This is a genomic window from Bacillus sp. LBA3-1-1.1, assembly GCF_040676495.1.
Classification (GTDB): domain Bacteria; phylum Bacillota; class Bacilli; order Bacillales; family Bacillaceae_G; genus Bacillus_A; species Bacillus_A nitratireducens.
In genome coordinates, this window is record NZ_JBEGIB010000012.1 from 20,062 (window position 1) to 32,392 (window position 12,331).

General features: G+C 34.5%; 13 protein-coding genes and 1 riboswitch. Of the genes, 11 read left to right on the top strand and 2 right to left on the bottom strand.

The features are described from left to right. Window positions 1-96 precede the first annotated feature (96 nt). The 4 genes from resD to MRBLBA3_RS11070 all read left to right on the top strand — a co-directional run bounded on the left by resD (window position 97) and on the right by MRBLBA3_RS11070 (window position 4,003). Window positions 97-813: a DNA-binding response regulator ResD gene (gene resD, locus MRBLBA3_RS11055; protein WP_000426861.1), complete on the top strand. Its 717-nt coding sequence runs from the start codon at window positions 97-99 to the stop codon at window positions 811-813. Beyond that, window positions 813-2,588 carry a sensor histidine kinase ResE gene (gene resE, locus MRBLBA3_RS11060; RefSeq protein ID WP_000964655.1) on the top strand — a complete coding sequence of 592 codons (1,776 nt, stop codon included), beginning with the start codon at window positions 813-815 and terminating at the stop codon, window positions 2,586-2,588. The genes resD and resE overlap by 1 nt, the downstream gene beginning before the upstream one ends. Window positions 2,589-2,723: 135 nt before the next feature. Continuing rightward, complete coding sequence (locus MRBLBA3_RS11065) at window positions 2,724-3,305, top strand: cob(I)yrinic acid a,c-diamide adenosyltransferase (protein ID WP_000781250.1); 582 nt, start codon at window positions 2,724-2,726, stop codon at window positions 3,303-3,305. An 83-nt stretch (window positions 3,306-3,388) separates the two neighbouring features. Next, the gene (locus MRBLBA3_RS11070; RefSeq protein WP_000645528.1) at window positions 3,389-4,003 is read left to right on the top strand and encodes a peptidoglycan DD-metalloendopeptidase family protein; all 615 of its coding nucleotides are present in this window, start codon (window positions 3,389-3,391) and stop codon (window positions 4,001-4,003) included. Window positions 4,004-4,173: 170 nt separating this feature from the next. On the opposite strand, the gene MRBLBA3_RS11075 is transcribed toward MRBLBA3_RS11070, so the two are convergent. Further along, a complete protein-coding gene (locus MRBLBA3_RS11075) occupies window positions 4,174-4,860 on the bottom strand; it encodes a hypothetical protein (RefSeq protein ID WP_000710841.1) in 687 nt (228 codons plus the stop codon). Between the two features lie 400 nt (window positions 4,861-5,260). Next, window positions 5,261-5,400, top strand: a riboswitch (FMN riboswitch). A gap of 164 nt (window positions 5,401-5,564) precedes the next feature. Here MRBLBA3_RS11075 and MRBLBA3_RS11080 point away from each other — a divergent pair. Continuing rightward, complete coding sequence (locus MRBLBA3_RS11080; RefSeq protein WP_000810848.1) at window positions 5,565-6,143, top strand: ECF transporter S component; 579 nt, start codon at window positions 5,565-5,567, stop codon at window positions 6,141-6,143. Between the two features lie 276 nt (window positions 6,144-6,419). Here the strand turns inward: MRBLBA3_RS11080 and MRBLBA3_RS11085 are convergent, their stop codons facing one another. After that, a complete protein-coding gene (locus tag MRBLBA3_RS11085) occupies window positions 6,420-6,668 on the bottom strand; it encodes a ferredoxin (RefSeq protein ID WP_001151994.1) in 249 nt (82 codons plus the stop codon). Window positions 6,669-6,949: 281 nt separating this feature from the next. Between MRBLBA3_RS11085 and MRBLBA3_RS11090 the strand changes: the two genes are divergently transcribed. From MRBLBA3_RS11090 to MRBLBA3_RS11115, 6 genes are all read left to right on the top strand, one after another. Further along, window positions 6,950-8,011, top strand: coding sequence for a helix-turn-helix domain-containing protein (locus tag MRBLBA3_RS11090; protein ID WP_363381256.1), 1,062 nt, complete (start codon window positions 6,950-6,952; stop codon window positions 8,009-8,011). Continuing rightward, a complete protein-coding gene (locus MRBLBA3_RS11095; protein WP_000762982.1) occupies window positions 8,001-9,530 on the top strand; it encodes a RecQ family ATP-dependent DNA helicase in 1,530 nt (509 codons plus the stop codon). The genes MRBLBA3_RS11090 and MRBLBA3_RS11095 overlap by 11 nt, the downstream gene beginning before the upstream one ends. After that, a complete protein-coding gene (locus tag MRBLBA3_RS11100; protein WP_001025786.1) occupies window positions 9,530-10,093 on the top strand; it encodes a CPBP family intramembrane glutamic endopeptidase in 564 nt (187 codons plus the stop codon). The genes MRBLBA3_RS11095 and MRBLBA3_RS11100 overlap by 1 nt, the downstream gene beginning before the upstream one ends. 22 nt (window positions 10,094-10,115) lie before the next feature. Beyond that, window positions 10,116-10,586 (top strand): LysM peptidoglycan-binding domain-containing protein, encoded by a 471-nt coding sequence (locus tag MRBLBA3_RS11105; protein ID WP_363381258.1) that lies wholly within the window; start codon window positions 10,116-10,118, stop codon window positions 10,584-10,586. Between the two features lie 83 nt (window positions 10,587-10,669). Beyond that, complete coding sequence (locus MRBLBA3_RS11110; RefSeq protein WP_000219851.1) at window positions 10,670-11,446, top strand: metallophosphoesterase; 777 nt, start codon at window positions 10,670-10,672, stop codon at window positions 11,444-11,446. After that, a complete protein-coding gene (locus MRBLBA3_RS11115) occupies window positions 11,446-12,321 on the top strand; it encodes a MerR family transcriptional regulator (protein ID WP_001143288.1) in 876 nt (291 codons plus the stop codon). Before MRBLBA3_RS11110 ends, MRBLBA3_RS11115 begins: the two co-directional genes overlap by 1 nt. Window positions 12,322-12,331: the final 10 nt, after the last annotated feature.

Below are 12,331 nucleotides of genomic sequence, written 5' to 3' on the forward strand. Positions count from 1 at the left end.
GTTTAAAAAAATATTTTGTTAAATGAGAATAAGTGCAACATTATATTGTAGAAGGGTAGGTGTGAACCGTTGCGCTAAAATGCGTAGCGGGTAGAAATGGAAAATGAATCAAGAATATTAATTGTAGACGATGAGGATCGTATTCGTCGCTTATTGAAAATGTATTTAGAAAGAGAGCAATACACAATTGAAGAAGCAGATAATGGTGATACAGCTTTAGAAATGGCCTTACAAAATGATTATGATTTAATCTTATTAGATCTTATGATGCCTGGTAAAGATGGTATCGAAGTGTGCAAAGGGGTTCGTGAGAAGAAAGCGACACCAATTATTATGCTGACAGCAAAAGGTGAAGAAGTAAATCGGGTACAAGGGTTTGAGGTAGGAACTGATGATTATATCGTGAAACCATTTAGCCCTCGTGAAGTAGTGCTTCGTGTGAAAGCAGTATTACGCCGTGCTGTACCAACAACATTCTTTACACAAGATACAACGACAAAAGATGTTACTGTGTTCCCTCATTTAACAATTGATAATGATGCACACCGTGTTACAGCAGATGGTAATGAAGTGAATTTAACACCGAAAGAGTATGAATTACTATTATTTTTAGCGAAAGCTCCAGATAAAGTGTTTGACCGTGAGCAATTGTTAAAAGAAGTATGGCAATACGAATTCTTCGGAGATTTACGTACAGTTGATACGCATGTAAAGCGTTTACGTGAGAAGTTAAGTAAAAAATCACCAGATGCTGCGAAGATGATTGTTACCGTTTGGGGCGTTGGTTACAAGTTTGAGGTTGTGAACGACTGATGCTTTGGAGAAGTGTAGTAGGGAAGTTATGGATGACCATATTACTTCTCGTTTCGTTTGTTCTTGGATTTGTTGCGATTTTACTTTCGCAGTTTTTTAGAACATATTATGTTGATATGAGTGAAGCTAGGCTTCAAAAAGTTGCAACTAGTGTTTCAGAGTTAATTGAAGAAGGTGCGGATGTAAAAACGATTGAGAATATCGCGTACAAATTCTCTGATCCACTTTCAAGAATCATTATTGTAGAAGATGGTAAGGAGATTTCCTCTTCACCGAAACAAGAAGGGTTAGTTACTCTAACAATAGATGATTTAAAAGAAGATAAAGAATTAGCTGCTGTATTTAAAGACAAAAAAGAAATAAAAAATAACATTAGAAAAGCTTCTAATAGTAGGAAGAATAAAAATACTGAAAATGATATTATGATCGTCGGAAAACCGGTGCAATCAAAAAATCAAAGTGCAGTGTTCGTATATGAATCATTGCAAGTGCCGATACAAGGTATGGAGAGAACGACTGATTTTATTTTCTTATCGGCTGGGATTGCGATTATATTAACAACCTTCTTTGCGTTCTTCTTATCTACTCGAATTACAGCACCGCTTCGTAAAATGCGTGAGGTTGCTTTTGAGGTGGCACGTGGGAAGTTTGATGCAAAGGCTCCTATGGTTTCTCAGGATGAAATTGGTGAGCTTGCAACGGCCTTAAATCAAATGGGGAAACAGTTGAAGTTTAATATGAATGCTTTGCAGCAAGAAAAAGAACAGTTAGCTAGTATTTTGAGTAGTATGGCAGATGGGGTTATTACGTTAAATCAAGAAGGAGAAGTCGTAGTTATTAATCCACCGGCCGAACATTTCTTACAAGTGTGGCACGAAGAAAAAGAGATAGAGCTAAGTAAAAAACTACCTTCTGAACTTGTTGAGTTATTCCATCTCGTTGTAGAAAGTGAGCAACAACAAGTTGTTGAAATTAATTTGCAAAAAGGTAACTACGTAGTTCTTATGACGCCGCTTTACAATCAAACGAAAATTCGTGGGGCTGTAGCAGTGTTGCGTGATATGACGGAAGAACGTCGTCTTGAGAAGATGCGTCAAGACTTTATCGCGAATGTATCACATGAACTTCGTACACCGATGGTCATGCTTCAAGGGTATAGTGAAGCAATTTTAGATGATATTGTGCAAACGAAAGAGGAAATTAATGAGTTTGTTCAAATCATTTATGATGAATCCGTTCGTTTAGGTAAGCTTGTAAATGAATTATTAGATTTAGCTCGTATGGAAAGTGGTCACGTAGAGTTACATATTGGTGAAGTAGATATTCATCCATTTGTCGAAAAAATTGGCCGTAAATTCCAAGGGATTGCAAAGGATAAAGAAGTTCAATTAACAGTTGATTTCCAAAGCCCAATTGAACAATATCCGTTTGATGCAGATCGTATGGAGCAGGTATTGACGAATTTAATTGATAATGCAATCCGTCATACAAATGCGGGTGGACATGTTACACTTGTAATTAATACGGAAAATAGTGGCCTTACTTTTGAAGTGCAGGATTCAGGTGCGGGTATTCCAGAAGAAGATGTTCCATTCTTGTTCGATCGGTTCTATAAAGCTGATAAAGCGAGAACGCGTGGGAAAAAGGTTGGAACTGGACTCGGACTTGCGATTGCTAAAAATATTGTTCAAGGTCATGATGGAAAGATTTTTGTATCCAGTGTCGTTGGAGAAGGAACTACATTCTCTGTATATTTACCAAATCGTATAATTTAGATATGTATGTTTTTTAAAAGTGATAATGAATAAAAGCTCTACTGTTTTTTATTTTTTTGTAAGTTCAATTAAATAAAGAATGGTAGAGTTTTTTTCTTTAATAATCAGTATGAAAAAGAGAGGTGTCATAATGAAATGAAACTTTATACAAAAACAGGAGATAAAGGGGAAACGAGTGTAATAGGTGGCCGAGTGGATAAAGATCATATACGTGTAGAAGCTTATGGCACAATTGATGAGGCGAATTCTCATATCGGATACGCGCTGTCAAAATTGCAAGAGGAATGTTTTCGTGACATTTATAACGAGCTTGAAAATATTCAACATGAACTATTTGATTGTGGAGGAGATTTAGCAATAGTAGAGAAGAAAATCCCCTATAAAGTAACGATAGAGATGGTCGAGTATTTAGAGAGAAGAATTGATTCTTATACAGAAGAAGCGCCGCCATTAGAACGTTTTATTTTACCAGGTGGTAGCGAGGGATCAGCCGCAATACACATTGCACGTACAGTTATAAGAAGAGCAGAACGTTGTATAGTGTCATTGCAAAAAGAAGGAGAAACCAATGGCATTGTTCTAAAGTATGTAAATAGGTTATCTGATTATTTGTTTGCGGTAGCTAGAGTAATAAATGCGCGTTTACAAGTGAAAGATGTGGAATATAACCGCAGTGCACTTGTTTTTCGCAATAAAAAAGAGAAGGAAGTGGAGTAATTCACTTCCTTTTTTGTATACTTTCTTCTGTAATATCCCACAATAGAGAAGGTATGACGGTTATTAGAAAACGGAGGATGTATATGAAAGCGTTAAAATGTGGCGTGGTGATATTGAGTATATTATTTTCATCTCAATTACATGTTTACGCTGAAGAGAATCAGTGGATATGGCCTGTTGATGGGCAGGTAAGTGATTATTTTGGGACAAGACATGGGAAACACTATGGTATTGATATAGCTGCGTCCATTGGAACGCCTGTTGCAGCTATTCAAAATGGTAAGGTGACAAAGTCTTATTTTTCAAGTAGTTATGGAAATGTTGTGTTTATTAAACATGGAGAATATGAGGCTGTTTATGCGCATTTAAATAAGAGATATGTAGTTCAAGGGGATAATATTTCAAAAGGAGAGCGAATTGGAGAGGTAGGGAATACAGGAGAATCGCGAGGAGCGCATTTACATTTAGAAGTGCATCAAGGAAGATGGACGATGGAGAAAAGGAATGCGATGGATCCGTTGCTTGTTTTAAATGAACAAAGAAATCAAGTCGTGTCATCATCATTATATGTTGTACAAAAAGGTGACACTTTAGTTAGTATTGCTCGGAGATTTAGTATGACAGTTGAGGAAATCAAAGTGAAAAATGGATTGCGACAAGAGCGAATCTATCCGAACCAACAACTATACGTTAAGTAAAGGAAACTTCCCAAAGTATAACTTTTGAATAGATTTTTAAGAATACGATAGTAAATGAATTTATATCGACGTTTCGACAAGAAATGTTGACTTAGCAATAACATACGAAGATAAGAGTAACCTATTCCTAACGAAAAACCGTCCCAAAAAATCTTTTGGGACGGTTTCTTTTACCAAAAAATAAAGACACATATAAATCCAGAAATAGCTAAGTAGCTATATAAGTAAAAGACTTTTGTTCTTGTTTTTTCTTTTGTCCGAAATAGTACGATAGTTGGTTCGATTAGACCAATTGTAAGACAAAGTAAACCAAGAAGCATAAAGCCAATTGAAAGAGAATACAGGGCGATTTGTGGTGCTTGAAATGGAATCATCCATTTTAATAAAAATGCAATAAGTGCAGTGTAACAAATGCTACCGATGTATTTATTCAATGGTGTATTAGAACGGAAACCAGGAAGTTTCTTGGAAAAAGGACGGGAAACAACTTCAATTTGTAAAGATGTATGTTCTTCAATTATTTTTTGAGCTTCTTTTCCTTTTTGGAAAAGGGATAAAATCCAGTTTCGCTCACCTTGGAAAATAAATTGAGAAGTTGTTAAATAGTGATCAACTTTTACCTTATTCCAACTCTTCCATGGATGACGCTCACACAATTTTAATTTACTTTCTGTTTTTTTATCGTACTGATAAATACTTATGCCATCTTGGTCAAAAGTAGCGTAGTATGTCTCTCTTGAGAATGTGCCTAGATCAATTGGACAGTAGAAAAGTAATTCTTTTTTCAAATAAAAGTATTCTTTTCTTAAGTTCTTTTTCATTGCTTCTCGAATAGAGTGTCTTTTATCTTTCTTCATGACATTTCCTCCATAATTCAGAAAATGTTCTTATCTTAACAATTCAACATCTTATCACTTTTAACGATATATGACTAGGGGGATTCATAAGAGAAATACCGAATTATAAAGTGAAACTTTAATTAGTGGGGGTTTTTTCCATCCCCCACTGATTATTAGTTGAACCAATCGGGCTTTTACGGGCAGTTGATCTCCTGCCTAACTTCCTCGCATTAGCCGAATTTCGAGGTGGGAGTCTTACTGCCCGTTAATGCGGGATAAAAAATATGGGTTGTATTGTAAAATATATTGATTGTATTTTTGGTTATATAAAGTTAATAACTTATTTTTAATAAGTTACGCTTTTTTTGTTCACAATACGATCATGTTGTTGTATAATGAAATGGAAAATAGAATATCGGTCTATCTTCGGGGCAGGGTGAAAATCCCGACCGGCGGTGATGAACAGTTAATAATTTCGTTCTAAGCCCGCGAGCCGTTAAGGCAGGATTTGGTGTGATTCCAAAGCCGACAGTATAGTCTGGATGGGAGAAGATGGAGGTTCAAGCGTTCAAAAAAGATAAGTATTTGAACGTCTGTTTGATGTGCCTTAAAACTCTCCCTTTGTGTAAATCGCAAAGGGGTTTTTTCGTTCTATGAAAAAATAGGCATAGCAGAACCTTTCCACTTTCCATGAGAAGATCGATGGAAAAGGAGAGAGAAAGATGAAACAAAAAAACAGTGTAGTGCAGATGGTGAGTGTAGCGATGCTAAGTAGTATTGCGTATTTACTAATGATGTTGGATTTTCCATTCCCAGGGCTTCCGCCATTTTTAAAAATTGATTTTAGTGATGTGCCAGCTTTAATTGCGGCGATTATTTTTGGTCCGATTGCAGGAGTAATTGTAGAAGCGATAAAAAATATTTTACATTACGGGATTCAAGGAAGCTTAACGGGAGTGCCAGTTGGAGAAATTGCAAACTTTATTGCAGGATGTTTATTTATTGGACCAGCGGCTTTCTTATTTAGAAAGTATCGTACTGTAAAGAGTTTAACGACAGGATTAATGCTAGGGACAATTACAATGGCGTTAATCATGAGTGTATTAAACTACATCATCATATTCCCAGCTTACACTTGGTTTTTAAATTCACCAGCTATGTCTAGTGATGCTATAAAAACAACGGTTGTAACGGCAATCTTACCATTTAATTTGATTAAAGGAATTGTAGTGACAATTGTATTTGTAGCGTTATTCTCACGCCTGAAAGTATGGGTGTTTGCAAAAATGAATAATGCATAAAATATAAAGTGAAACTTTAATCAGTGGGGGGGTTGTTCATCTCCCACTGATTATTAGCCTTCACCAATAGGGCATTTACGGGCAGCCCGACCCTCACCTAACTTCTTTGCTTTCGTTGAATTTTGAGGTAGGGGTCTTACTGCCCGCAAATAGCGGGATAAAATAAAACCATTAGTAGTATGGACTACTAATGGTTTTTTATTAAATAGAATGAAAATAGAAAACAAAAAATACCCCTCATCCATATGAGGGGCATTTTTTGAAGTTAATAAAAGACTATTCGAATTTTAAAGAGTCGCCATCAAATGATTCGTCAGCAACTTTAATTGAGTCAGTTGGACAGCCTTCGAATGCATCCATCATATCTTCAATTAATACATCTGGAATTTCAACGATACCTTGGTTATCGTCTAATGTTACAAATGCAATACCTTCATCATCATAGTCATAAATGTCTGGTGCAGCAGCGCCACAAGCACCACATGCAATACAAGTATCTTTATCAACGATTGTATATTTTGCCATCTTTTTTCCCTCCTGATAATATGTATGTGAAAAGTTCGTCAAAAAATTATAACCTTATTGTAAAACGGTTTTTAAAACTTTTCAACATAAAATTATAATGATAATGCTTATCAATTAGGGTGTCAACTTGTTTTTGAATTATTTCATAAGATTTTCAAAATACTTAAATGTTATTTCGTTTGATACAATAGAATATATACAAGCATGTAGTGTGAATATGATAAGTTAAATGCGATCGTATTGAAAAAGGAATGAAGTTAGACTGAAAGGTGGAAGCGGTAATGCAGCTACAATATACTTTATTATATTGTTTAAAACAATTGAATGGTGAAAGAACCGTTTCTTCGATTTATTATTTGTTAAAAGGAAAGAGATCGTCGCAAACATTACAAGATGGGAATATGTTTCAAATTTCTTTTTTGTTTGGGATTTATAAATCATTAAATAGAACTGATTATGATCAAGAAGTTGCAAAGTTATTACAGACGGATTTAGTTCAATTTATACATGATAATACATACGTGTTAACGACTGCGGGTATCATGCAATTAAACAAATGGGAAGATGAATTTGCCTTTCCGACGTATTTACATGGTTTACACTATGGTGAAATAGGTGAAACGTTTTGGAAGAGATTATCATTAATCGTTCAAACCATTTCGAATATACAACAGGCGAATGCGAAATTTATTCCAATTCAACAGGATACAGAAATAATGATGTGGGTAAAACGTTTTCTCACGGGAATACCATATACGAGAAATGAATTGGCTAAAAGATTGTGGAAGGAGATGCATACTCTTTTACAAAAAAATAATTCAGTAGAAGCGACAATCGTAACATATCGGTTAACTGGCTATGAACGTATCGGGTGTACTTTACAACAATTAGCGGAGATTACGAAACAAGATGTATTTCGAGTGTACTTTTTATTTTGGGGTACAATTCATTTCCTTATTCAAGAAGTTCGCAATAAAGAAAATGAATTTCCATTATTAGCTGAAATTATTTCTTATCCAAATGAGAAAGCTGATTTATTTAGCTTATCAACGAAAAAAACATATAATTTTTGGAGACAAGGACGCTCTTTAGAAGAAATAGCGACAATTCGGAATTTAAAGGTTGCCACGATAGAAGATCATTTTGTGGAGATTGCTTTACGAGAAAAAGGATTTTCTATTGAGATGTTTATGGAAAAAGAAAAAATAGAAAAAGTATCAAAAGTAATTGAAGCATTACAAACACGTAAATTGCGTGTGTTGAAGCAAGCGGTTGGAGAGGGAATCTCTTATTTTGAAGTCCGTCTTGTATTGGCACGGATGGAGGGTATTAATGAAGCTTGAGGAATATTTATATAAGTGGTTTGGATATTCTGAATTTCGTCCGGGACAAAAAGGAGTTATTACGGACTTATTGGAAGGAAAAGATGTTGTAGCAATGCTTCCGACTGGAAGGGGAAAGTCAATGTGTTATCAACTTCCGGGGCTTCTGCAAGAGGGTACGGTGCTTGTTGTATCACCATTATTATCTTTAATGGAAGACCAAGTTACGCAATTAAAGTATGTCGTGAAAAATCGAGTTATTGCATTTAATAGTTTTCGGACGTTAAGTGAAAAAAGAGAAGCAATGAAAAAGCTATCTTTTTATAAATTTGTTTTCGTATCACCAGAGATGTTGCAGTCGGAGCTTCTAATAAGAGAATTGAAAAAAATACATATTTCATTATTTGTCGTAGATGAAGCGCATTGTATTTCACAATGGGGATATGATTTCCGGCCAGATTATAAAAAATTAGATAAAGTAATTGAGAGTATCGGATCTCCAAATGTACTAGCATTAACAGCAACTGCTACAAAGGATGTACTGCGAGATATAGCGGAAAGTTTAAATCTAAAAAACATCGCTGAGCATGTGTATTCAATTGATCGTCCAAATATTGCGATGGAAGTGCAATTTGTGGAAACAATAGAAGAAAAAAAAGAGGCGCTTTTTGAGCATATAATGTATTTGCAAGGGCCTGGTATTGTTTATTGCTCAAGTAGGGCCTGGACAGAGCGTTTAACCGAGTATTTAAGAGGAAAAGGAATTACAGGTGTAGCTTTTTATCATGGTGGTATGGAACATGAAGAGCGTATGTTAATTCAACAACAGTTTATGAATGACCAGTTGCAAATTGTAATATGTACAAGTGCTTTTGGGATGGGGGTCAATAAGGCGAATACAAGATATATTATTCATTTTCAATATCCGACAAATGTAGCTTCCTATTTACAAGAAATTGGAAGAGCGGGGAGAGATGGTGAACCGAGTATAGCCATTTTGTTATGTAGTCCATTGGATCATGATTTACCAATTTCAATCATTGAAGATGAATTGCCAAGTAAATCACAAATACAATTTTTATTTTCGTTACTACAAGAAAGAATGTTTCAAACGAAAGTATTACCAATAGAAGATGTAGAAGAAATTTGTTATAATGCAGCAAGATTTAATGAACAATATTGGCGTTTTATCCGTTATCATCTCGAACATCTTGGAATCATACAACAGCGAAATCTTCTGCTAGAGAGCTTGTCAGATGAAATAATGCACAGATTAATAGCGGAAGTGGAAGTAAGACTGCGTAATAAATATAGTGAGCTAGAAAATATGAAGTCATGGATACAAGTTCAAGGATGTAGGCGTGAATATTTATTACAACAGTTCGGTTATAGAAAGGAAAAAGAGATAGAAAACTGTTGTGATTACTGTGGTATTGCAAAAACAGATTATAAAAAAAGACGAGCGCAACAGTCAGTTTTCGACTATAATTGGGAAACAGAGTTACAAAAGCTTTTCGGCCTAGGGAAGATGGAGGAATGATGAACATTCAAAGGCAAAATGTTGAAGATATGAGTCCGAGGGAAATAAGACTGAATCTATACATAACACAACTAATTATTATTGGTATCGGTTGTTTACTAGCATACATATTATTTCAAGATAAAAGAGAAGTTTATAGTTTGTGGAAATGGGAACCGATTTCTATACTTGTACTAGGTGGCTTATTAGCGATATGTATTGTGTTATTAGATTATGTTGCAATGCGAGTGTTTCCAGAATCTTGGTTTGATGATGGTGGCATTAACGATAGAATGTTTCAAGGAATCTCTGTCATGCATTTACTCGTTATCACGTTTATTATTGGCTTTGCGGAAGAGTTTTTATTTAGAGGTGTAGTGCAGACTCATTTTGGAATTGTAATAGCGAGTTTAATTTTTGCCGTGTTACATATTCGGTATATAACGAAGCCTTTTTTGTTTTGTTTCGTCTGCTTTATTAGCTTTGTTTTTGGTTATGTATTCGAGTGGACAGGAAATTTGTTTATTACAATCTTTGCACACTTTCTTGTTGATTTTATAATGGGACTCCAATTAAGAAAATAAATGGAAGGTGGTGGTGAACAACATGAGAAAACGAATTCCTGATTTTGAAGAGGAGTTAGAAGTTGAGCGAGTGGAAGAAGATGAAGGTTTACCGCCGCGTAGTGAAATTCGTAGAAATAAAGAGAAAAAACCAAAATTTAAAATGAATCATATTTTCGTCCGAGTTTTAACATTTTTATTCATATTGTTACCTATTAGTATTCTATGGTATACAGATAAATATACACAGGTGAAAAGTGATAGTAATAATGCTGGGAAAAGTGCGTTTGAAGTAATTTTCTTTGATTCAGCTAAGACTGAATCTCAAAAGCAGTCTGAGAAAGTAGCAACTCATATTGTGAAAGATGGAGAAAGTTTAGAAAGTATAGCGAAGCAATATTTCTCAGATGAAAACGGGATGGAAGTAATTAAAAAATATAATGATTTACAAGAAGACGAAGTGAGAGTAGGACAAGAATTAAAAATTCCTATAAAAGATAAGTCTGAGAAGTAAGAGAGCTAGTTAAATGAGTGATATATAATAGCTGCATATAAAATGAAGGACTATACTTTACGAGGAGGGAGAGTAAAAAATATATGACATGGATTATATTATTATGTACTCTCATATGCATTGGTTTTGTATGTCTTCTTGGAATGTATAAAGAAGCGATGCGTAATACTGTGCTGGAACATACATTAGTATTCGAAGAATTTCCGGAAAGTTTTCAAAAAGTTAATGTTTTTTTTATTTCGGATATTCATAGAAGGGTCATTTCTAGCTCGCTAATTGAACGAGTGAAAGGGAAAGCAGATATCGTAATTATTGGCGGTGATTTAGCTGAAAAAGGAGTACCTTTATCGCAAATCTCTTTAAATATTCAAAAATTAAGAGAAGTAGCCCCTGTATATTTTGTATGGGGAAATAATGATTATGAAATTGAATATCACGAATTAGATGCTTTATTGTTAGAGAATAATGTGAAGGTATTAGATAATACAAGAGTTGTATTTGAGTCTGAATTAGGTGAGAAAATTTGCTTGCTCGGTATCGATGATGTTGGATTAGAACGAGATCGTTTAGATTTAGCATTGGCTGATTGTAAAGAAGAAGGTTTTCGCATTTTAATTAGTCACAACCCTGATATAATAAAGAAAATGTCCGGTAAAGAACAAATTTCGCTCGTGTTAAGTGGACATACACATGGAGGACAAATTCGGTTGTTTCCATCTGAAAAACATTTAAAGGGTGGTATATATAAGCATTTTAATATGACACTCTTTGTTAGTAATGGGTATGGAACAACATTGTTTCCTCTTCGTTTTCGGGCACCTTCTCAAACACATATCATTACATTGTGTGGAGGGAAATAATGCCAACTTCAAATGGAAACTATAATATAAAAGCTGTTTCGAATATACTCGGAATTCAACCGAGTACACTCCGCGCATGGGAAAGACGTTATCATATTATTGCCCCAAAGAGAAATCATGCGGGGCATCGTTTGTATACAGAAGAGCATATTCATATTTTGAAATGGTTAATGAACAAAGTTTCTGAGGGGATGATGATTGGACAAGCCGTTCAGTTATTAGAAGAGAATCGGTTGCAGAACAACATTCAAATAGAAAAAATTACTGATAAAGAAGTTGTTTTAGTGGACGATATACTACAAGCTTTGTTAGAATTTGATGAAATTACAACTTCTGTATTATTAAACGAGGTTTTTAGTATATATTCAACGGAAAAGGTTGTTATAAGTATCATTCTTCAAGTGGCAAACAAGTTGTTAATTTTAAAAAATAATAATGAGATTACAATGTCACAATTCAAATATGTTGTATCATTCTTACAAACACGTCTAGGAATGATTTATCATAATGCATCAGTGTATTCTTCCGTTAACAAAGTTTTCGTTTTAGAAAATAATATATTAAAAGGATTTATTTTCGCGACGTATTTACGAATAAAAGGATATCAAGCAATGTATATGGGGACAAGTTTAGATGAAGAAGGTATTTTACAAGCTATTGAACAATTGCAACCTAAGTATTTGTTTATATCTTTTGATGATGAGCGAGAACTTGAAGAGGCAGTAAGATTTATTGATTTGTTGCAAGCGAAAAATAAAAATCTCTTTGTTGGTTTTATAGGAAGAAAAAGCATTGGGGATCAATTAAATCTTCAAAATATCCTTATTGGTAACACGAAAGAAGAATGGGATGGATGGTTAAGAATGTCAGAATAGTTGTTCGAAA

Coding starts and splice junctions, on each gene's coding strand:
- MRBLBA3_RS11080 (WP_000810848.1), top strand. CDS start 5,565: ATGAAACAAAAAAACAGTGTAGTGCAGATGGTGAGTGTAGCGATGCTA.
- MRBLBA3_RS11110 (WP_000219851.1), top strand. CDS start 10,670: ATGACATGGATTATATTATTATGTACTCTCATATGCATTGGTTTTGTA.
- MRBLBA3_RS11085 (WP_001151994.1), bottom strand. CDS start 6,668: ATGGCAAAATATACAATCGTTGATAAAGATACTTGTATTGCATGTGGT.
- MRBLBA3_RS11100 (WP_001025786.1), top strand. CDS start 9,530: ATGAACATTCAAAGGCAAAATGTTGAAGATATGAGTCCGAGGGAAATA.
- MRBLBA3_RS11070 (WP_000645528.1), top strand. CDS start 3,389: ATGAAAGCGTTAAAATGTGGCGTGGTGATATTGAGTATATTATTTTCA.
- MRBLBA3_RS11115 (WP_001143288.1), top strand. CDS start 11,446: ATGCCAACTTCAAATGGAAACTATAATATAAAAGCTGTTTCGAATATA.
- resD (WP_000426861.1), top strand. CDS start 97: ATGGAAAATGAATCAAGAATATTAATTGTAGACGATGAGGATCGTATT.
- MRBLBA3_RS11105 (WP_363381258.1), top strand. CDS start 10,116: ATGAGAAAACGAATTCCTGATTTTGAAGAGGAGTTAGAAGTTGAGCGA.
- MRBLBA3_RS11095 (WP_000762982.1), top strand. CDS start 8,001: ATGAAGCTTGAGGAATATTTATATAAGTGGTTTGGATATTCTGAATTT.
- MRBLBA3_RS11065 (WP_000781250.1), top strand. CDS start 2,724: ATGAAACTTTATACAAAAACAGGAGATAAAGGGGAAACGAGTGTAATA.
- resE (WP_000964655.1), top strand. CDS start 813: ATGCTTTGGAGAAGTGTAGTAGGGAAGTTATGGATGACCATATTACTT.
- MRBLBA3_RS11075 (WP_000710841.1), bottom strand. CDS start 4,860: ATGAAGAAAGATAAAAGACACTCTATTCGAGAAGCAATGAAAAAGAAC.
- MRBLBA3_RS11090 (WP_363381256.1), top strand. CDS start 6,950: ATGCAGCTACAATATACTTTATTATATTGTTTAAAACAATTGAATGGT.